At 66.1% G+C, this 20,196-nt stretch carries 20 protein-coding genes; 13 read left to right on the plus strand and 7 right to left on the minus strand.

All coding sequences use genetic code 11. The features are described from left to right. The first annotated feature begins 17 nt into the window (after positions 1-17). Positions 18-758 (plus strand): TenA family protein, encoded by a 741-nt coding sequence (locus EB835_RS15175; protein WP_135810292.1) that lies wholly within the window; start codon positions 18-20, stop codon positions 756-758. A 106-nt stretch (positions 759-864) separates the two neighbouring features. Here EB835_RS15175 and EB835_RS15180 read toward each other — a convergent pair whose 3' ends face one another. From EB835_RS15180 to nadA, 6 genes are all read right to left on the minus strand, one after another. Further along, positions 865-1,389, minus strand: a complete 525-nt coding sequence (locus EB835_RS15180; RefSeq protein WP_135810293.1) for a DUF1648 domain-containing protein — start codon at positions 1,387-1,389, stop codon at positions 865-867. 70 nt (positions 1,390-1,459) lie between these two features. Next, positions 1,460-1,675 carry a hypothetical protein gene (locus tag EB835_RS15185; RefSeq protein ID WP_135810294.1) on the minus strand — a complete coding sequence of 72 codons (216 nt, stop codon included), beginning with the start codon at positions 1,673-1,675 and terminating at the stop codon, positions 1,460-1,462. A gap of 183 nt (positions 1,676-1,858) precedes the next feature. Beyond that, complete coding sequence (locus EB835_RS15190; RefSeq protein ID WP_135810295.1) at positions 1,859-3,034, minus strand: cysteine desulfurase family protein; 1,176 nt, start codon at positions 3,032-3,034, stop codon at positions 1,859-1,861. Position 3,035: 1 nt separating this feature from the next. Continuing rightward, on the minus strand, positions 3,036-3,887 hold the full coding sequence (gene nadC, locus EB835_RS15195) for a carboxylating nicotinate-nucleotide diphosphorylase (protein WP_135810296.1): 852 nt from the start codon (positions 3,885-3,887) through the stop codon (positions 3,036-3,038). Next, positions 3,881-5,476: an L-aspartate oxidase gene (nadB, locus tag EB835_RS15200; protein ID WP_135810297.1), complete on the minus strand. Its 1,596-nt coding sequence runs from the start codon at positions 5,474-5,476 to the stop codon at positions 3,881-3,883. The genes nadC and nadB overlap by 7 nt, the downstream gene beginning before the upstream one ends. Continuing rightward, entirely contained in the window at positions 5,476-6,759 is a 1,284-nt protein-coding gene (gene nadA, locus EB835_RS15205) for a quinolinate synthase NadA (protein ID WP_135810298.1), read from the minus strand. Before nadA ends, nadB begins: the two co-directional genes overlap by 1 nt. Before the next feature lie 354 nt (positions 6,760-7,113). On the opposite strand from nadA, the gene panB reads away from it, so the two are divergent. The 3 genes from panB to EB835_RS15220 all read left to right on the plus strand — a co-directional run bounded on the left by panB (position 7,114) and on the right by EB835_RS15220 (position 10,542). Next, positions 7,114-8,043: a 3-methyl-2-oxobutanoate hydroxymethyltransferase gene (panB, locus tag EB835_RS15210; protein ID WP_205749952.1), complete on the plus strand. Its 930-nt coding sequence runs from the start codon at positions 7,114-7,116 to the stop codon at positions 8,041-8,043. After that, on the plus strand, positions 8,043-8,897 hold the full coding sequence (panC, locus tag EB835_RS15215; protein WP_135810299.1) for a pantoate--beta-alanine ligase: 855 nt from the start codon (positions 8,043-8,045) through the stop codon (positions 8,895-8,897). Before panB ends, panC begins: the two co-directional genes overlap by 1 nt. A gap of 295 nt (positions 8,898-9,192) precedes the next feature. Continuing rightward, complete coding sequence (locus EB835_RS15220; RefSeq protein WP_135810300.1) at positions 9,193-10,542, plus strand: mechanosensitive ion channel; 1,350 nt, start codon at positions 9,193-9,195, stop codon at positions 10,540-10,542. A gap of 106 nt (positions 10,543-10,648) precedes the next feature. Here EB835_RS15220 and EB835_RS15225 read toward each other — a convergent pair whose 3' ends face one another. Beyond that, the gene (locus tag EB835_RS15225; protein ID WP_240688776.1) at positions 10,649-11,341 is read right to left on the minus strand and encodes a LysE family translocator; all 693 of its coding nucleotides are present in this window, start codon (positions 11,339-11,341) and stop codon (positions 10,649-10,651) included. A 195-nt stretch (positions 11,342-11,536) separates the two neighbouring features. Here EB835_RS15225 and EB835_RS15230 point away from each other — a divergent pair, with 195 nt between their 5' ends. The 9 genes from EB835_RS15230 to EB835_RS15270 all read left to right on the plus strand — a co-directional run bounded on the left by EB835_RS15230 (position 11,537) and on the right by EB835_RS15270 (position 20,184). Continuing rightward, positions 11,537-12,484, plus strand: coding sequence for a LysR family transcriptional regulator (locus tag EB835_RS15230; RefSeq protein WP_135810302.1), 948 nt, complete (start codon positions 11,537-11,539; stop codon positions 12,482-12,484). A gap of 91 nt (positions 12,485-12,575) precedes the next feature. Then, the gene (locus tag EB835_RS15235; protein ID WP_135810303.1) at positions 12,576-13,709 is read left to right on the plus strand and encodes a GuaB3 family IMP dehydrogenase-related protein; all 1,134 of its coding nucleotides are present in this window, start codon (positions 12,576-12,578) and stop codon (positions 13,707-13,709) included. A 49-nt stretch (positions 13,710-13,758) separates the two neighbouring features. Continuing rightward, complete coding sequence (locus tag EB835_RS15240; RefSeq protein ID WP_135810304.1) at positions 13,759-14,736, plus strand: SURF1 family protein; 978 nt, start codon at positions 13,759-13,761, stop codon at positions 14,734-14,736. 2 nt (positions 14,737-14,738) lie between these two features. Then, complete coding sequence (locus tag EB835_RS15245; RefSeq protein ID WP_135810305.1) at positions 14,739-15,176, plus strand: DUF3817 domain-containing protein; 438 nt, start codon at positions 14,739-14,741, stop codon at positions 15,174-15,176. A gap of 141 nt (positions 15,177-15,317) precedes the next feature. Beyond that, on the plus strand, positions 15,318-16,901 hold the full coding sequence (gene guaA / locus EB835_RS15250) for a glutamine-hydrolyzing GMP synthase (protein ID WP_135810306.1): 1,584 nt from the start codon (positions 15,318-15,320) through the stop codon (positions 16,899-16,901). Positions 16,902-17,071: 170 nt separating this feature from the next. After that, positions 17,072-17,728, plus strand: coding sequence for a biotin transporter BioY (locus EB835_RS15255; protein WP_135810307.1), 657 nt, complete (start codon positions 17,072-17,074; stop codon positions 17,726-17,728). 14 nt (positions 17,729-17,742) lie between these two features. Beyond that, positions 17,743-18,453, plus strand: coding sequence for an energy-coupling factor ABC transporter ATP-binding protein (locus EB835_RS15260; protein ID WP_135810329.1), 711 nt, complete (start codon positions 17,743-17,745; stop codon positions 18,451-18,453). Beyond that, a complete protein-coding gene (locus EB835_RS15265) occupies positions 18,450-19,100 on the plus strand; it encodes an energy-coupling factor transporter transmembrane component T family protein (RefSeq protein WP_135810308.1) in 651 nt (216 codons plus the stop codon). Before EB835_RS15260 ends, EB835_RS15265 begins: the two co-directional genes overlap by 4 nt. 133 nt (positions 19,101-19,233) lie before the next feature. Continuing rightward, positions 19,234-20,184 carry a hypothetical protein gene (locus tag EB835_RS15270; RefSeq protein WP_135810309.1) on the plus strand — a complete coding sequence of 317 codons (951 nt, stop codon included), beginning with the start codon at positions 19,234-19,236 and terminating at the stop codon, positions 20,182-20,184. The last annotated feature ends 12 nt before the right edge of the window (positions 20,185-20,196 follow it).

Below are 20,196 nucleotides of genomic sequence, written 5' to 3' on the forward strand. Positions count from 1 at the left end.
AGTACAAAGGAGTTTCCATGACCGTCAACTACACCGCAGGCCCACTGACCACCCAGCTGTGGGACCGGGTCCGGCCCATCGTGAAGCAGATCGAAGCTCTGCCGTTCCTCGCCCAGCTCGCCGACGGCAGCCTCGATCCGAAGGCCTTCGTCAACTACATCTCGCAGGACAGCCTGTATCTCAATGGATACGCCAAGGCCATGTCGTTCCTGGCCGCGAAGACCGTCGACCGCGACGAGTCCCGGTTCTGGGCCGGATCCGCTGCCGAGGCGATCACCGTCGAAGAGGAGATGCACGGTGAGCTGCTCGCCGATGCTCGACTCGCCTCGGCGCTGGAGGAGATCACTGCGGAAGGCGCCCGGTTCAAGGCCTCCCCGACGACGCTGGGATATGTATCATTCCTCGTCGCCACGGCCTCCAGCCGCTCCTACGGCGAAGGCGTCGCCGGAGTCCTGCCCTGCTTCTGGGTCTACGCCCATATGGGCAAGGTCCTCGTCGACCAGGCGGGTCAGATGGCAGACGATCACCCCTACCGCACGTGGGTGCAGACCTACGACTCACCGGACTTCGACGAATCGACTCGCCATGCCGTGCAGATCCTCGAACAGGAACTCGCGAAAGCCCCGAGCGAGGAGGCCGCTCGAATGCGCGCCGCCTTCGAACAGGCCTGCGTGTACGAACTGCACTTCTGGGCCTCGGCACATGCGATGCAGAACTGGGACGCCTCTGTGTTCCTGCCGCAGGAAGCCACCGTCTGATCTCGGGGTGATCGTCGGCCCGTTCGCCGAGGCGGCCCTGACCTCTGGTCGGTCACCTCGGCGGGCGGGAGCGTTCCCGACCCAGCGATCGTCATCGCCTGCGCGGTCACCTCGGTGGGGTGAGCCTGCGGTAGAGACGCCACACGGCGAGTCCTGCGGCGATGAGGAAGACGGCCGTCGGAACCAGCGTCATCCACTCCGGAATCGTCGCTGAGCGCGCCTGTCCCATGATGATGACGAGGATCGAGGCGAAGAGCAGCGCGGTGAGTCCGGCGACGGTGCGCAGCAACTCCATGAGACAGCCGAAGAGAAAGGCCTTCTCGTCGCGTTCGAGCCAATACTCCTTGAACGGAGCGTTGATGAGTGAGATCGGCAGCTTCTCGTACAGCGCCCGGATCGACATGAGAACCGGCAGGCCGATCCCCGTCGGCACGAAGATCCAGAGGAGGTCGGCCTTCGACGTCCAGCCATCGGGCTGGCCGCCGGAATCGAAGTGAGTTGCCATGTTGCCCGGAGCCTGCACCCAGAACCAGACGCAGCACCCGAAGAAGACGAGGATCGAGACGATCGCGAATACGAGCGCGGCGGTCTCGCTCGGCCGGTTTCGGCGCGGCTGTTCAGGGGAAGGCATGTTGCCACTTTAACAACAGCCGCGAGCAGCCTGACGGCGGCGTGGGGCAGTCGGTGCAGGCGGTCCGGTCTCAGGTGCGAGACGTTCCCGAAGGATCATCCGGGTAATGAGTCAGCGGACCGAATGACCCGAGTGCATACCAGCCGCGGCGCAGAGTGGTCCACAGGAGCACGTGATCGACCTCGATGAGCGGCACTCGGTCATGTCTTGGGCAGGCGTATCGTCCGATGAAGAAGACGATCGTCGAGAACATCACTGCGATCATGAACAGAATTAACAGATCCATGGCGGCCCCCTCACACCCTGGCGCGAATGCTTCCCTCCAGTTTCGCTCCAAAACGCAGAGAAAGATAGAGGTATCCCACCTGGTGGGGCGACAGTGTTCAAAACTGACGCAGCTCACGGTCGCGTCGTCGCCAGTGTCCAGTCGGAGCCGGAGGGCCGGTTCGGGCGGAGCCTGCTGTCGCGCTCACGCGAAGCTGGTGGCCAGGCTCTCGGTCGCCGCGATGACTGCATGCGCGGCCGCCTGTCCCTGCTCAGCGGTGATCGAGGACGGGAAGGTGAAGCGCACACTCGTCTGCGCGACCTCGGCGTCAATGCCCAGAGCCGTCAGCACATGCGAGGGCTCGTCGGAGCCGACTGCGCAGGCCGAACCGCTCGAGGCCGTGACTCCGCGGCGTTCGAGTTCGAGCAGCACCGCCTCACCGGAGGTGTTCGAGAAGCAGAATGACGCATGATTAGGCGTCCGTGATCCAACGCTGCCGGTGAGGAACGCCCCGGGCACGCTGCTGAGGACCGCGGTGATGAACTCATCGCGAATGGCCTGGACGCGGCCGGCGGCTTCTGCCCGCTCCGCCTCGGCGAGTTCGAGGGCCGTGGCGAACGCGACGGCCAGGGCCACATTCTCCGTGCCCGAGCGTCGCCCGGACTCCTGGCCGCCGCCGTGGATGAGCGGTTCGACACGGATGCGGGCGCGGATCGCGGCGACCCCGATGCCCTTCGGCGCACCGACCTTGTGCCCGGCCAAGCTGAGCGCGTCGGCGCCCAGCCCAGTCAGCGGCAGCCAGCCGGCCGCCTGCACTGCGTCCGAGTGAAACAGTGCCCCGGCCTCGTGGGCGACGCCGGCCAGAGCCGGAATGTCTGCGACGGTCCCGACCTCATTGTTCGCATAACCCAAGGTCACAAGCACGGTGTCCGGGCGCATGGCCCCGGCCAGCGCCGCGGGAGCCACGATCCCATCGGGACTGGGGGCCACCTCGGTGACGGTGAAACCGTGGACGCGGGAGAGGAATTCCACCGAGGCGAGCACCGCTTCGTGCTCGATGGGCGAGGTGACGATATGTCGCCGAGGCGGTGCCGCATTCCCGGCCCGACGCTGAGTCTGTGCGCCGAGGGCCATGCCGATGATCGCGAGGTTGTCCGCCTCGGTGCCGCCGCTGGTGAACGTGATGTCGGTGGCCCGCAGGCCCAGCACCTTCGCCACCCGGGAGCGGGCATCGGCGAGAGCCTCGGCGGGTCCGCGACCGAATTCGTGATGACTCGACGGGTTGCCGAACGCGCCGGCCAGATATGGCCACGCGGCTTCGAGGGCCTCCCGGCGCACGGGGGCCGCGGCCGCGGTGTCGAGGTAGAGACGTCCGGTCATCTCAGGCCTCGAGGGAGAGGTCGAGGCCGAGGTCGATCGCCCGGACGCTGTGGGTGAGCGCCCCCGAAGAGATGACGTCGGCACCGGTGGCGGCGATCTCCGGAATCGTCTCCAGAGTGACATTGCCGCTGGCTTCGACGACGGCCCGGCCGGCGACGAGTTCGACGCCTTCGCGCAGCTGAGCGGGGGTGAAGTTGTCGAGCATGATGATGTCAGCGCCGCCCTCGAGGACCGCAGGCACTTGGTCGAGCCGGTCGACCTCGACCTCGATCGTCGTCGTATGCGGCAGGCGGGTGCGGGCGGACCGGATCGCCTCGGCGACGCCGAGTCCCTGACCTGTGAGTACGGCGAGGTGATTGTCCTTGGCCATGACGGCGTCCGAGAGTCCGAAACGGTGATTGTGCCCGCCGCCGCAGATCACGGCGTGCTTCTCGAACGCCCGGAGCCCCGGGGTCGTCTTGCGTGTGTCGACGATGCGTGCCCGCCCGGCGGCGGCATCGACATAAGCGCGGGTCTGGGTGGCGATTCCGCTCATCCGCTGGCAGAAATTCAACGCGATCCGTTCGGCCTGCAGCACCGCGCGAGCCGGACCGGTCACCGTGGCGAGCACCTGACCTGCGGTAAACGAGTCACCATCGGAGGCGACCAGGTCGACTGTGACGCTCCGGTCGATGAGGGTGAAGGCGCGGGCGAAGACCTCGAGCCCGGCGAGCACTCCGTCTTCGCGGGCACGCAGATCGGCCCTTGACGAGGCGGCCTCGGGAATGAAGACCTCGCCGGTGATATCGCCCCAGGGGGCGTCCTCGTCAAGTGCGGCGCGAAGTGCGGAATCGATGGTCGCAGCGGTCAGCATGCGGTGGCCTCCTGAAGTCGGGCAGTGGACGGCGTGATCGTGGTGTCGGTGCGGGTGTGCGCGCCGAGGCTGTGTTCCCGGGCCAGCGCCTGTCGAGCCATATGTTCGGCGATGAGGGCGAGGTTCGCGGTCTCGAGTTCCTCGACGCTGGTCACGGCGGGGCCGGTGGTGCTGAGGGCACGTTCATCGTGGCCGACTTCGCGACCTTCGCCGAGGCGGTCGAGCAGGGTGCGCAGGCCCGCTGCCGTGCGTTCGACCCCCAGATGAGCCCAGGTCAGAGCCTGCAGCTCGGTCCGTGTCAGTGCCGTCTGGTGCAATGAGTCGAACCGAGGGAATGGGAGGTGGTGTAGCGAGTCCGAGACCCCGGAGCGGAGGTCTGTGCGGGGTGTCGTGAGGTCTGTAGTGGGCGTATGTGCGTCGATTGCCGCTGCGGCGCGGGCGGCGAAGACCGCGCCTTCGAGCAGCGAGTTCGAGGCCAGCCGGTTGGCACCGTGGACTCTGGTGCACGCGGCCTCGCCGATGGCGAAGAGACCTGCGATGCTGGTGTGACCGTCGCGATCCGTGGCGACCCCGCCCATGAAGTAGTGGGCGGCAGGTGTGACGGGAATGAGATCCCGGGACAGGTCGAGACCATGGGCGGCGAGCCCTGCGGAGATGCTCGGGAACTTCGCCGCCGCATCCGGGACGGCCCGCGCATCGAGGAAGCACGGACGTCCGTCCTGAGCTGCCTGGCGGCGGTGCAGGGCGAGAGCGACGACATCACGGGAGGCGAGCTCGCCGCGATCGTCGATATCGAACATGAACCGGCGACCTCGTTCGTCGAGGAGGAGGGCGCCGGCCCCGCGGACTGCCTCGGAGATGAGGAAGCCGGGGCCGACCAGGGCGGTGGGATGGAATTGGAAGAACTCGAGATCGGCGACCTCGGCGCCGGCACGGATGGCTGCGGCCAGACCGTCTCCGGTCGCGGCGACCGGGTTCGTCGTGTGCGCAAAGAGCTGGCCGGCCCCGCCGGTGGCGAGCACGATCGCATCGGCGCTCAGGTGGTCGAGACGACCGCTGCGCAGCACAGTGACTCCCGTGGCGCGAGCCGAAAGGCGTTCGTCGTCATCGGTGAGGACGTCGACGAGCACTGTGTTCTCAAGCAGCGTGACTCGCCCCGCGGCCACCTCAGCGCGCAGTCTCCCCGCCAGTGCGGTGCTGATCGCCCGCCCGGTCGCATCGCCTCCGGAGTGGAAGATGCGCGGATGCGAATGCGCCCCTTCCAAACACCTGGCCCAGGCGCCGGTCGGGTCGGCGTCGAAGTCCACACCCGCCTCGGCAAGCGCGATGATCGCATCCCCACCGGCCTCGCACAGAATGCGTACGGCCTCCGGGTCACAGTGGCCGGCGCCCGCCGTGAGCGTATCGAAGACATGGGCGTCGACCGTGTCATCAGGACCGATGACACCGGCGATGCCGCCCTGCGCCCATTCGGTGTTCGACTCCCCGAGGCGGCCCTTCGTCACGAGCGTGACCGGATGGCGGCCGGACAGGTGCAGTGCCGCGGTCAGCCCCGCGATCCCGGAGCCTGCGACGATGACCCCGCTCATCAGATCCGCGGCTTCGCGGCGAGCATCCGCTTGAGAGACACGCGGGCCGGGTCGGCCACCTCGGCGTCGACGGTGATCTGGTTGACGACCTCACCGGCGATGAGGGATTCGAGGACCCACGCGATGTAGCCGGGGTGGATGCGGTACATCGTCGAACACGGGCAGATGACGGGGTCGAGGCAGAAGACCTCGTGCTGCGGATGCTCGGCGGCCAGACGTTGGACGAGGTTGATCTCGGTGCCGATGGCGAATGTGGTCGGCTCGGTCGCCTCGGCGATGGCCTTCGTGATGTAGGCGGTCGATCCGGACTCATCGGCGGCCTCGACGGTCTCACGCGGGCATTCGGGGTGGACGATGACGCGCACGTCCGGGTGCTCTGTGCGGGCCTTGTCGATCTGAGCAGGGGTGAAGCGTTTGTGCACGGAGCAGAAGCCCTGCCACAGGATGACGCGGGCCTCGGTGAGCGTCTGGTCGTCGTTGTTGCCCAGCGGTCGGGCCGGGTTCCACAGCGGCATCTCGTCCAGGCCGATGCCCATATTCACCGCGGTGTTGCGGCCGAGGTGCTGGTCGGGGAAGAACAGGACACGCTGACCGCGTTCAAACGCCCACTCCAGGACGACCTCGGCGTTGGAGGAGGTGCACACGATTCCGCCGTTGCGGCCGCAGAAACCTTTGATCGCGGCCGAAGAATTCATGTACGTGACAGGGATGACCGGGACGCGGCCGTCGGCATCAGGTTCGGTGCCGAAGAGTTCGGCGAGCTGTTCCCAGCAGTCCTCGACCTGATCGATCGACGCCATATCGGCCATCGAGCAGCCGGCGGCGAGGTTGGGCAGGATGACCGACTGCTCCGGTTTCGACAGGAGGTCGGCGGTCTCGGCCATGAAGTGGACGCCGCAGAAGACGATGGCCTCGGCCTCCGGGTGGTTCTGGGCGGCTTGGGCGAGCATGAACGAGTCGCCGATGTAGTTGGCATGTTCGACGACCTCGACTCGCTGGTAGTGGTGGCCGAGCATGACGACCCGATCGCCGAGGGTGGCCTTGGCGGCGCGGATCCGGGCATCGAGTTCGGCCGGCGATGCCAGTTTGAATTCCTCGGGAATGTCGCCCTGACGTGGGGCGACGGCCGGAATCGGGTCGGCCATCGAAGAACCGGGCCCATAGCCGGGGCGTTCGTCGACGTCCCACGGGGCATCGAGCAGCTCCGTCGAGCACATATCGTCCTGTCTGCCGCTCGCCGAGATGTCTTTGAGGGTGAGTTCGATCGAAGCTGTCGTGGTCATCATCGTCCTTCGCTCGGTGGGCGGAGCCTGTGCCTGCAGTGTCTCGCAGGTGGTGAGAGCCGCCCGAAATCTTTTGCGCAGTTGTGCGTTTATTTGTTTGCGCAGATTTGAGCTTAATACTGTGGACGGGCAATGCACAACTCTCAGGCGGTGGGTGCGACGCCGGACCACCGGTCGTGTCGATGCTGATGGCTCTGCGCCGGGGGATGGAATAGGCTGTGGTCTGGCTCGCAATCCGAGTCGATGCGCACTGCGGTGGGCGCCCCCGTGAGAGTCACCGAAGCTTCGGACCGGAGCGTCGGTCTCGCCCCGCCCGCGCCGGCACCGACGACATCGCTTATCTGAAGGATTCTCATGCCCGAAGCGGCACATTCGAACCAGTCCACATCCACCTCCACCGCCGATGCGGTCGGCAGTGCGAACGGGGCCGCCTCGGCGGAACAGCCCGCCCCATACGGCGGTCCGGTGTCCGCTCCCGCGGCCCCGCCTCGGCGAATCCGGACGCTCGACCTCATCAAAGCCAAGGCCGAAGGCCGACGGTGGGCAATGCTGACCAGCTATGACCAATACACGGCCGCCCTGTTCGAGCAGGCAGGCGTCGAAGCTCTGCTCATCGGCGATTCCGCGGCGAACAACGTCTTCGGCCACGAGACGACCCTGCCGGTCACCGTCGACGAACTCATTCCACTGGCCCGGGCCGTCGCCTCGGCGACGAACCGTGCGCTCATCGTCGCCGACCTGCCCTTCGGCAGCTACGAGATCTCCGACGAGCAGGCCGTGGCCACGGCCGTGCGCTTCATGAAGGAAGCCGGAATCCACGCGGTCAAGCTCGAGGGCGGGGCACGGATGGCCTCACGGGTCAAGGCGATCACGAACGCGGGCATCCCCGTCATGGCGCACATCGGCTTCACCCCGCAGGCCGAGCACAACCTCGGCGGCTACAAGGTCCAAGGTCGCGGCGAAGCAGGGAGTGCGCTGCTCGACGACGCCCGTGCCGTGGCCGAGGCCGGAGCGTTCTCCGTGGTCATGGAGATGGTCCCCTCCGGACTGGCCGGGCAGGTCACCGCCGAGCTGACGATCCCCACCGTGGGCATCGGCGCCGGTGCGGACTGCGACGCCCAGGTCCTCGTGTGGCAGGACATGGCGGGCCTGCGCACGGGCCGTTCCCCGCGCTTCGTCAAGCGCTACGCCGACCTTCATTCCGTGCTCACCGAGGCGGTCGGGACCTATGTCGACGAGGTGAAGTCCGGGGTCTTCCCCGAACCGGAGAGGAGCTTCGACTGATGGAGGTCGGCGGGATCCAGGCGCTGCGCCGGTGGAGTGCCGAGCAGTCAGGACGCATCGGTCTCGTTCCGACGATGGGTGCCCTGCACTCGGGGCACCAGGCGCTGATGACCCGTGCCCGCGCCGAGGCCGACCTCGTCGTGACGTCGATCTTCGTCAATCCGCTGCAGTTTGGTCGGGACGAGGACTTCGTGCAGTACCCGCGCCCGATCGAGGAGGACCTGAAGAAGTGCGAGGAGGCCGGGGTCGACTTCGTCTTCGCTCCCGCGCTGGGGGAGATGTACCCCTCGGCCCCCGAGGTCAGGGTGGTCGCCGGGCGTATGGGCGCCGTGTTCGAGGGCGAGGCCCGGCCTGGTCACTTCGACGGTGTGCTCACCGTCGTGGCGAAGCTGTTCACCCTCATCGCCCCCGACGTCACCGTGTTCGGACTCAAGGACATTCAACAGTTCTGCCTGGTCAGGCGCATGATCGCCGATCTCAACTTCGACATCGAACTCATCGGCCTGCCCGTCGTCCGTGACGCCGACGGTCTGGCGATGTCGAGCCGCAACTCCTATCTCGCCCCGGCGGATCGGGCCCGTGCCTTGGCGATTCCGCGGGCTCTCGACGCCGCCGCCGAGGTGGCCCTGGAGTCGGGTGCCGGCGGGAACCTGCCGGGGGCAGTCGAAGACGCGGCCAGGTCGGTGATCGACGACGCAGTCGAACGCGGGGAGCTCGAACTCATCTACCTCAGCCTCGTCGACGAAGCGACGCTGCAGCCGTGCAGCCCGGACTTCCGGGGCTCTGCCCTGCTGCTCGTCTCCGCGACCGTCGGGGGCACCCATCTCATCGACAATCTTCCGCTCGAATTCTGACGGCGCGGCTGGGTCTGTCGGCTGGGGCGGTCGGCCGCGGCGGTCGGCCGGATGGTGGCCCCGATCAGGCCGCCGAATTGCGATCTCGATACGCAATCGTGATCGCTCTATGAACATTCTGTTAACCCATCGATACATTCGTATGCATCCCGTGCGCGATTTGCTCACACATGTGGTTTCGATAAAGCGATATCGGTCGGGCAGCTCTTGTTCTGAATGTTCGCTAAGAATAGACTCAAAAACAGCAAGTGAAAAAACGCCTTGTCAATTGCTGTAGCCGAAGGAGAAAAGCGACATGCAAAGCCAAGACATATGGTCGGTCCTGACGAAGGTCGGACTGGCAATCGTCATTCTCATCGTCACCTGGATTCTTGCCGCCATCGTCAAGTGGGCGATCGGCAAACTCGTCACCAAGGTGCCCGCACTTCAGAAAGACGGAAGCAACGGACAGCAGATCGGCAAATCGGTCGGACAGATATCCGGACTGGTCGTGTGGCTGCTCGGCCTCATCGCCGTCCTGCAGCTCTTCGAGCTCGATCAGGTCCTCACGCCGCTGCAGGGTCTGCTCGACGGAATATTCGGATTCCTGCCCAATATCATCGGCGCGGGATTCATCTTCTTCATCGGCTACGTCTTTGCGAAGATCGCCAAGCAGCTCGTCCAGACGGCGCTCAATGCCGTCGACCTGACGAAGCTGACATCGAAGTTCCGGTCGCTCGGCGACAAGGCCACCGGAGTGGTCGACGGTTCGGCCGATGCCGGAGCATCTCAGCACGATGCCACCCAGCAGATTCCGCAGGGCCACCCGCAGCAGCCCGGTTCCGCACCGAACCCGAACGCCGAGGCGAATGCGAAGATCTCGAACCTCGTCGGCAACCTCGTCTTCGGGGTCATCATCATCGTCGTCGCGATCTCTTCGCTGCAGGTCCTCGGCATCGAAGCGATCTCCGGTCCGGCCGAGCAGATGCTGCAGATCTTCCTCAATGCGGTTCCGCTCATCATCGCAGCCGGCATCCTGCTGGCCATCGGCTTCGTCATCGCGAAGTTCCTCGGCAATCTGCTCGAACAGATCCTCGAGGGCATCGGCACCGACAAGGCCATCAACGAGATCGGCATCGTCCCCGAGGGCACCAGCGCCTCGAACGTGATCACCCGCATCGTCCAGGTCGCCATCATGATCTTCTTCGCGATCATGGCCACCCGGATGCTCGGCTTCCCAGAGATCACGAACATCCTCAACGAGATCCTCGACCTCGGCGGCAGCGTCCTCTTCGGCGCTGCGATCATCGCAGCCGGCTTCCTCATCGCCGCGATCATCGGCAAGTTCATCACGAACAACCTCGCGTCGAAGGTTCTGCGCTACTCGGCCATCGCGCTGTTCATCGCGATGGGTCTGCGCTACATGGGACTGGCCGATTCGATCATCAACCTCGCCTTCGGCGCGGTCGTCATCGGCGGTGCCGCGGCAGCCGCCCTGGCCTTCGGTCTCGGCGGTCGTGACGCGGCCGCGAAGATGCTGAATAGGGTCGACCTCGACGAGGTGGCAGAGGACAAGGGCACCGGAGGTCCGGGGACGGGCACCACGGGTACCGGCGGTGCAGGTCCAAGTGGGGGAGCCGCCTCGGCGGGCGATCCTCAGAGCTGATGCACTGAAACCACTCGGCGACCGGCCCATGAGGCCGGACGCAGAAGGGGCGGGGGAGTCGAGAGCGAATCTCGATTCCCCCGCCCCTTTTCGCGTCTTCGCCGGCTCAGATCGGGATCGCGATGACGGCGATGCCGATGATGAGCAGGATGACGGTGGAGGCGGCTTCGATGAAGAAGTCGGCGCTGCGGTGGGCCATCGCGGAGGCGGCGAGGCTGGCCATGCACGCGAGGACGAGCTGGTAGGACAGGAGCACGCCGAGAATCAGGGCGATGAGCACGGCGTAGTCGATGCCGGTCGGGGAGGCGGGCACGAGGGTCGGCAGGATCGCGAGGAAGAAGAGTCCGACCTTCGGATTGCTCAGCGACGAGATGATGCCGCGGCGATAGGACACGAGCGAGCGCAGGTGGCCCCACGAGCCCGACTCCATGACGGTCGCGATCTCGGTGACGGGGCCGTCGGGATCGGGGTCACCGGAGGCCGACGCCGAGGCGGTCTTCAGCTCACGGCGCAGGCGCAGGGCCTGCCGGCCGGCGAGGACGCCGAGGAGGCAGAGATAGAGACCGCCGCCGATCTTGAGCGCCTGCACTGCCGCGGGGTAGACGGTCAGGAGCGCGGAGACGCCGGTGAGCGCGAGCACCATCCAGATCACGGTGCCGGTGGCTGTGCCGAGCGCATAGACGAGTCCGGCCTTCCGGCGCAGCGAGGACAGACGGATCGTGAGGATCGTCTCGGGGCCGGGGGTGACGGCTAAGGCGGCAGCGGCTCCGGTGATGGTGATGATCTCGGGACCGGTCACGGGTCTCCTTCGGGCGGGTGGGGCTGGTGTGGGTGGGAGTTGGTTCGAGTGAGGCTGGGTGGAAGGTCCCCACGGAAACGACATGTATCTCATGGGGGCGCATCACCATTCTGAGGGCCACGATCGATCGTGAAAAGCAATTGATCATGAATGATCATCAGGTCATGCCGAATGATTGGCGGTTAGACTGTCAGCATGTGGGATCTCAATCGACTGCGGGTCTGGCGAGCCGTCGTCGCCACAGGGTCCGTGGTGGCCGCGGCGAAGAGCCTCAACTACACGCCCGCGACGGTCAGTCAGCACATCACCACGCTGCAGAGATCCGTCGGCGCACCTCTGTACCGGCGGTCTGGCCGCGGCATCGAGATCACCGAGCTCGGCAAACGTCTGGCCGAGGACTCCGGCGAGGTCTTCGCCTCGGTGGCCAAGCTCGACGACCTCGTCGAGAGCTTCCGCAACGTCAGCCGACCCCGCATGCGCATCGCCGCATTCACCTCCTTCAATGCGCGCCTGCTGCCGGGCATCATCGAGGCCGTCGCCGCAGAGCACCCCGATCTGCGCTTCGACATCCAGCTCAACGAGCCGGCGAAGAGCGGACGCAGCCACTGCCTCATCGAGGTCCGCGCCGAAGTGCCGCAGGAGGGGGAGGTCCATCTGCCCGGGATGGCTCGCATCCCGCTCTTCGATGACGACTATCGGGTCGTGGTGTCCGAGCGCCACTCACTCGCGGGCCGCGAGTCCGTGCCGTTCATCGACCTCGCCGACCAGCGCTGGGTCGACCACGACCTGTGGAGGGGGCCGACGAGCACGGTCGTCGACCTCGCCTGCGCGGCCGCGGGTTTCGAACCGCGGAACTTCGCAGCCTCCGAGGACGATTTCGCGGCGTTGGCGCTCGTCGCCTCGAATCTCGCGATCACCGTGCTGCCGCGCCTGTCGACACTGCAGCTGCCGCCGGGCCTCGTCGCCGTCGACCTCACCGATCCGGTGCCGGTTCGCCGGGTCGTCATGCACGTGCGGGAGAAGGACGCCCACCTGCCTCACGTCCGCGCCTTCGCCGCTGCCACAGAATCCGCCGTCCAAGCCCACCTCCCCACCCAATTTGCTACCCGACGGCGGCTCAGCAACCTGGCGCCAGGTTGTTAAGCCCCCGTCAGGTAGTCCTGGGAGGGGAGATTCTGTGTTCCTCATAGTGAGCTGAGACCTCGCGCCGAAGGTGGTGGGATAGGCTGTTGGGGTGAGTTCTGAAATCGAAATCGGCAGAGGCAAGCGCGGTCGTCGCGCCTATTCGCTCGACGACATCGCCATCGTCCCCGCTCGGCGCACCCGCGACCCCGAAGACGTGTCCCTGAGCTGGCAGATCGACGCCTACCAGTTCGAGCTGCCCTTCATCGGCGCTCCCATGGACTCGGCCATGTCCCCGGAGACGGTCATCGCCCTCGGCAAGTTCGGCGGCCTCGGCGTCCTCGACCTCGAGGGGCTGTGGACCCGGTATGAGGACCCCACCCCGCAGCTGGCCGAAATCGCGCAGCTGCCGGCCGAGATGGCGACCGCCCGGATGCAGGAGCTCTACTCCGCACCCATCCAAGCCGAACTCATCACCGCTCGCCTCGAACAGATCCGTGAAGCTGGAGTCACCGTCGCAGGTGCTCTGACCCCGCAGCGGACCCAGGAGTTCTACAAGACCGTCGTCGACGCCGGAGTCGACATCTTCGTCATCCGCGGCACCACGGTCTCGGCCGAGCACGTTTCGACCCACACCGAACCTCTCAACCTCAAGCAGTTCATCTATGAACTCGATGTGCCCGTCATCGTCGGCGGAGCCGCCACCTACACCGCAGCCCTGCACCTCATGCGCACCGGTGCCGCCGGAGTCCTCGTCGGCTTCGGCGGGGGAGCGGCGGCTACAACCCGCAAGACCCTGGGTATCCACGCCCCGATGGCCACGGCCGTCGCCGACATCCACGCCGCACGGCGGGACTACATGGACGAATCCGGAGGCCGCTACGTCCATGTCATCGCCGACGGCGGACTCGGCACCAGCGGCGAGATCGTCAAGGCCTTCGGAGTCGGCGCCGACGCGGTGATGCTCGGCACCGCCCTGGCCCGGTCGACCGAAGCTCCCGGCCGCGGAATGCACTGGGGAGCCGAAGCCCACCACCCGGATCTGCCGCGCGGCCACCGGGTGGAACTGGGCACCGTCGGCAGCCTCGAACAGGTGCTCTTCGGCCCCGGTCGCACCGCGATCGGCGAACTCAACCTCGCCGGCGCTCTGCGCCGCGCCCTGGCCACCACCGGCTATCTCGACCTCAAGGAATTCCAACGCGTCGACGTCACCGTCTCGCCCTACCAGACTGGTTCGGTGGTCTGAACTGTTCCGCCTGGCTCTGACCCCCAAATGGCTGGGGTCCCTGCTCCTCGTGCTGGTGCTCGTCACCTGCTTCGTCGGCCTCTCCGCATGGCAGGTCGATCGAGCCCAGCACAAGAACGACGTCGCCGAATCCTCCGGAGTCGATGAACTCAAGGACTTCAACGACGTCATGGATGCCCAGGCTCCGATGCCGGGCATCCTCGCCGACCAGCGGGTCAGTCTGTCAGGACATTGGATCCCCGACGCTCAGATCGTCATCCCCGGCCGCGTCCAGGACGGTGACGACGGTTATTGGGTGGTCACGATGTTCGCCCCGGACGGGGGCCACCTCGGTGAAGGCGTCGAGGCCGCGAACGCGGACGAGAAGACGATCGCGATCCCCGTCGTCCGCGGATTCACCACCGACGAGGATACGGCGATGACCTCCGAGGCCCAGGGCGGTCAGGTCGAGCTGACCGCGCGGATCGGGCCCATCGAGGGCCCCGTCGAGGGCAATGATCTGCCCGACGGGCAGGTGCACACGGTCTCGACCTCGCAGATCATCAACCTGTTCCCCGACCTGCTCACCTACTCCGGATTCCTCATTCCCGAAACCGCAGACGGGGCGGCCGCCTCAGTGGGCACCGACGGGCTCGAGCAGGTTCCGACCACGACGACCCGCGACGAGGGCGGATTCGATCTGCAGTCGGCGGTCTACGCCCTCGAATGGATCATCTTCGCCGCCATGGCCCTCTATATGTGGTTCCAGCTGCTGCGCGATGACTACTTCCGGCGCCGCCTCGGCGCGGATTCCCAGGATTCGGAGAAGAGCGTCGAGTATGTTGTCGTCAAGCCCGCGGGCGATGCGACCATCGACCCCGAGGTGATGTCCGGGCTGACCGGACTGCCGGCCCATCGCCATGGCGGGAAGAAGCCCGGGAAGAGACCCGAAAAGCAGACCGGGACGACTGTCGGAGCATCCGCGACAAGCGATCCCGCCGACACCGACCCAACCGACACCGACACATCCACGACCGGAGGAAACTGAGCGTGAGCGAAGAACACGAGTCCTTGGACTCCCGCCCCGACTTCGATGAGAACGATGTGTGGAGCGTCAAACGCTTCACCTCGGCGCGCAATGCGCTGAAGTTCTACCGCGTGATGGCGTTCATCACCGGTACGATGCTGCTCATCCTCACGGTCGAGATGATCTACAAGTACCTCATCGCCGCCGACTCCGAGACGGCTCTGACCTTCGGCGACTTCAACCTCGCCGCGGCCATCGCGATCTGCCACGGCTGGTGCTACGTCGTCTATCTCATCGGCTGCTTCTGGCTCAATCAGCAGATGCGCTGGAGCCTCGGCCGCTACCTCATCCTCGCCCTGGCCGGCGTCGTGCCCGTGATGTCGTTCATCCTCGAACGCCGCATCCACCGTCAGGTCGACGCCGAACTCGAAGCCGCCGTCGTCGTCGCCCCCAAATCCTGAGACCGGATCCGCTCTTGCCGAGGCGGTCGCACTGTCCGCACCCACCCTCGCCGAGGCGACCCGCCCTCGCCGTCCACGTGCCCTGACCGCGGGGTGAGCCCCGAATTCGGGCGTCTGGTCGCCGACGCTTAGAATTGGATCATGACGCAATCCCAGAGCACGCAGGTGCCCCCTGTCCTCGTCGTCGATTTCGGCGCCCAGTACGCCCAGCTCATCGCGCGCCGCATCCGCGAAGCCGGTCTGTACTCGGAGATCATCGCCCACGATGCCCCCGCTGCCGAGTTCGCGGCGAAGAATCCCGTGGCCATCGTGCTCTCCGGCGGACCGTCGAGCGTCAACGACGCAGCAGCCCCGAACTTCGATTCCGGCGTGTTCGATCTCGGCATCCCGACGATGGGCATCTGCTACGGCTTCCAGCTCATGTCGACGGCCCTCGGCGGCCGCGTGGCCAAGACCGATAAGCGCGAATACGGATCGACCCCGGTCTCCGTGTCCCGGACAGGCGCTCTGCTGGCCGAGACCCCTGAGAACTATAAGGTGTGGATGTCCCACGGTGACTCCGTCGCCGAGGCGCCCGCCGGCTTCGACGTCCTCGCCTCCACCCCGGACACACCCGTCGCCGCCTTCGAATGCGCGGCGAAGAGGTTCGCCGGAGTGCAGTGGCACCCCGAGGTCCTCCACTCGGAGAACGGGCAGAAGATCCTCGAGAACTTCCTCTACAACGTCGCCGGCCTCGAAGCCGACTGGACGAACGAATCCGTCATCGACGAGCAGGTCGAACTCATCCGCGCACGCGTCGGATCGAAGAAGGTCATCTGCGCCCTCTCCGGCGGAGTCGACTCCTCCGTGGCTGCGGCACTCGTGCACAAGGCCATCGGCGACCAGCTCACCTGCGTCTTCGTCGACCACGGACTCCTGCGTCAGGACGAGCGCGTCCAGGTCGAGAAGGACTACGTGGACTCGATCGGCGTGCGTCTGGTCACCGTCGACGCCCGGGAGCAGTTCCTGTCCCAGCTCGCCGGAGTCACCGACCCGGAGGATAAGCGCAAGATCATCGGCCGCGAGTTCATCCGCACCTTCGAGACCGCCGCCGCCGACCTCGTCCTCGAAGCTCAGGAGGGTGAGGGCGAAGACATCGCCTTCCTCGTCCAGGGCACCCTCTATCCCGATGTCGTCGAATCCGGCGGCGGATCCGGCACCGCGAACATCAAGAGCCACCACAACGTCGGCGGTCTGCCCGAGGACATCCAGTTCGAACTCATCGAACCCCTGCGTGCCCTGTTCAAGGACGAGGTCCGCGCGATAGGCCGTGAGCTCGGGGTGCCCGAGGTCATCGTCTCCCGTCAGCCGTTCCCCGGCCCGGGACTGGGCATCCGCATCATCGGTGAGGTCACCGAGGAGCGCTTGAACATCCTGCGCAAGGCCGACGCGATCGCCCGCGAAGAGCTGACGAAGGCCGGCCTCGACGGAGAGATCTGGCAGTGCCCGGTCGTCCTCCTCGCCGATGTCCGCTCCGTCGGCGTCCAGGGAGACGGTCGCACCTACGGCCACCCCGTCGTGCTGCGCCCGGTCTCGAGCGAGGACGCGATGACCGCGGACTGGACGCGCGTGCCCTACGATGTGCTCTCCGTGATCTCCAACCGCATCACCAACGAGGTCGACGACATCAACCGCGTCGTCCTCGACGTCACCTCGAAGCCCCCGGGCACCATCGAATGGGAGTGATCCTCCGCGACCGTTGACGGGTCAACGTGCGGACCCCCTCACCGAGGCGGCCTCGACCGCGCCCCCGAATACTGGCCCTGAACACTGTTCAGTTACAGTGATAGGGTGCTCGAGGCCGCCTCGGGCGTCCCTGATCACGGTCCGGACGGATCACGACTAACGGAGTACTCATGACACAGGCCCACAGCGCAACCTCGGCGGGGATCATCCGTTCCCGATCGGCCGGCAGCGATATCGCTCTCGTCGCGGTCTTCGCAGCGATGCTCGCAGCCTTCGCGATGATGCCCCCGGTCCCGGTGGGCCCTCTCGGCGTGCCGATCACCCTGCAGACCTTCGCAATCGCTCTGTGCGGAATGGTGCTCGGACCGTGGCGCGGATTCGCAGCCACCCTGCTCTACGTCGTCCTCGGTCTCGTCGGGCTCCCGATCTTCTCGGGAATGCGCGGCGGAATCGGCGTCCTCGCCGGTCCGAGCGCCGGCTACATCCTCTCCTTCGCCCTCTACGCTCTTCTCGCCGGCCTCATCGCCCGCTGGGCCGTGCGTCGCTTCAGCGGAATGAAGCTCGGTGTGGTGCTGTTCCTCGGCGGTTTCGGCGGCAGCCTCCTGCTCAACCACCCGCTGGGCATCCTCGGCATGTCGCTCAACGGCGACCTGCCCCTCGGTGTGGCCGCCGTCGCAGACCTCGCGTACTGGCCCGGCGATGTTGTCAAGAACATCCTGGCCGCCTCGGTGGCGGTGCTCATCCACCGCGCGTTCCCCGATGTGCTGCGGCGTCGCGGCATCAGCGTCGAATCGGTGTCGGCCGGGCAGGCACAGGCCGCGAAGTGACACGAGAGATCCGGATGAGCGACGTCGGCGTCGGAGTCCTCGACGAAGGACCAGACGGCGATGTCGTGCGTCCGATCCTGCAGGACGTCAACCTCACCCTGACCGAGGACGTCATCGCCGTCATCGGCGCCAACGGTTCGGGGAAGTCGACTCTGCTGCAATTGCTCAACGGACTGGTCACCGCGAATGCGGGGCAGGTCCTCGTCGATGGTTTCGATCCGCGTCGGCAGCCCGCGAAAGTGCGATCACGGGTCGGTTTCGTCTTCACCGATCCGGCCGCGCAGCTGGTCATGCCGACCCCGGTCGAGGACATCGAACTGTCCCTGCGCAAGTCCGTGCCGAAGTCGGGCAGGCGGGCCGCTGCCCTGGCGGTGCTCGCTGAGCTCGGCATCGCTGACCTGGCCGAACGCAGCGTCTACGAACTCTCCGGCGGCCAGCGTCAGCTGGTGGCCCTGGCCGCGGTGCTCGCGGTGGATCCGCAGATCCTCGTCCTCGATGAGCCGACGACTCTGCTCGACCTGCGGAACAGGCAGCGTCTGCGTGTGCATCTGCAGGAACTGGTGGCCAGGCGCGGGGTGCGCATCATCCTGACCACCCATGACCTCGAGTTCGCCCAGATCGCCCAGCGCGGCCTCGTCGTGGAGAACGGTCGCATCGTCGCCGACTCCACCCCCGCCGAGGCGGTCGAAACCTATCGGAACCTCATCATGAGTGATACGCCATGACCCAGCAGGACACATGGCGCAGGAACGCCGGCATCAAGGCCCGTCCGCAGCTCTTCGGCAGGGTGGCACATCCTCGGGGATGGCTGCACGATGTGCCCACGGGAGTGAAGCTGGCGGTGATCGCCGTCATCGGCATCGTTGCGCTCATCTTCCGTGACGCGATGATCAACTGGTCGATGTTCGCCGTCCTCGTGGTCATCGGATTCACCGCCCGGCTGCGGTTGAAGTACTTCCTGCGCACGTGGGTCTACGTAGCGGTGCTCGTGGCGATCGTCATGGGGCTGCAGTACTTCTTCGGTTCCATGGAGTCGGGTCTGGCCGTCGGCGGGACCGTGTTCGCATGTGTGCAGGCGGCGCTGCTCCTGACTCTGACGACGTCGGTGGCGAAGCTGCTCGACGCGTTCACCACGCTGGTCAGCCCGCTTCAGCACCTCGGCGTGAACTCGGATGCGATCGCACTGACAGCGAGCCTGATGGTGCGCGCGATCTCGCATATCTCCGGTCTGCTGGGCGAGGCCGAACGGGCCGCCCGAGCCCGTGGTCTGGACTCGAGCATCAAGGCCAGGGTGGTGCCGGCGATCCTGCGGTCGGTGAAATACGCGCAGGACACCGGCCGAGCACTCGATGCCCGCGGCATCGTGGACTGAGGGCGTTTGCGTAATCGGCCGTCTCCGGTCGACAGTTCCGCTCTGATCTGCTGCCCCGACCTGGTGTGCCTTGAACCATTCCGTGTCATGGGCGGCCCGTAGGGTGCTGGCACGTTATCGGATGAGAGCAACGTTGCCGGATGAAAGCGGAGACATGTCGAGCCCAAGTCTGCGGTCGCCTGTATTGGAGAGGTTCTACCTTGCCGCTGCACCCAGTCCGATCGCGTTCGTCGACGAGTCGATGCGGCACCCGACGGGTGCGGGGGACGGGCCGGCAGGGCAGGATGTTTCGTTCTATCAGATGGCCGCTGTCATCTTCTCTCATGCTCGCTTGGATGCCATTCGTGAGAGGCTGGTGGATGTGGCCGGAGGATCCTATTGGCACACGAACAAGAAGTTTCGAGGAACCGATGTCGATCGTGGTGACATCGTCGAGATGATCGAAGCGGTTACCGATGAATCGGTGTGGAACGTGATTGCTGTGAAGCTGCCGTTGGCAGGCAGCTCCAGGAGAGACCTCGCACGAGCGAGGGCCATGTGCCTGGACCGGCTCGTCCGCAACCTCGTCAGCGGAACCGGAGAGGAGGCTGTTCGTGGGATCGTCGCTGACAATAACAAGGATCAGAGGCTCAACGGTCTCGACGAACAGGTCGTCGACAAGCTGCGTAAGACCGGCGCAATTCACCCCGAGGTGGCATTCACTCACGGCCGGATGGGTGACGAGCCGCTGTTGTGGTCGGCGGACACAGTGTCGTGGGCAGTGCAACGAAATGTCCTCCGCGATGATGTGAGGTTCATCGAGCCGACTCTGCGGGAGGGCAAACTGACGATGATCAACGCCGTCGACGGAAAGCTGGTGAATATGAAGCACCCCCTGGGTGCTTGCGCAATAACCAGGGGGCCGTCTTCCCAAAGGCCGGGATTATCCGGTAGCCCGGGGCATGACGTTGCTTCGCCGCCTATCTTACCAGCGCGCTATGCTGTCGACAAAGGAAAGCCGTCTGCTCCCGGGCAGTCAGTGGCTCGTGATCTCATGCGCCAGATACGTGCACTGCGGGAGGGAGCGCGCCGCAGAACGCCATGAGGCGTGTGAGGT

It is taken from the genome of Brevibacterium sp. S22, assembly GCF_004745485.1.
Taxonomy (GTDB): Bacteria; Actinomycetota; Actinomycetes; order Actinomycetales; family Brevibacteriaceae; genus Brevibacterium.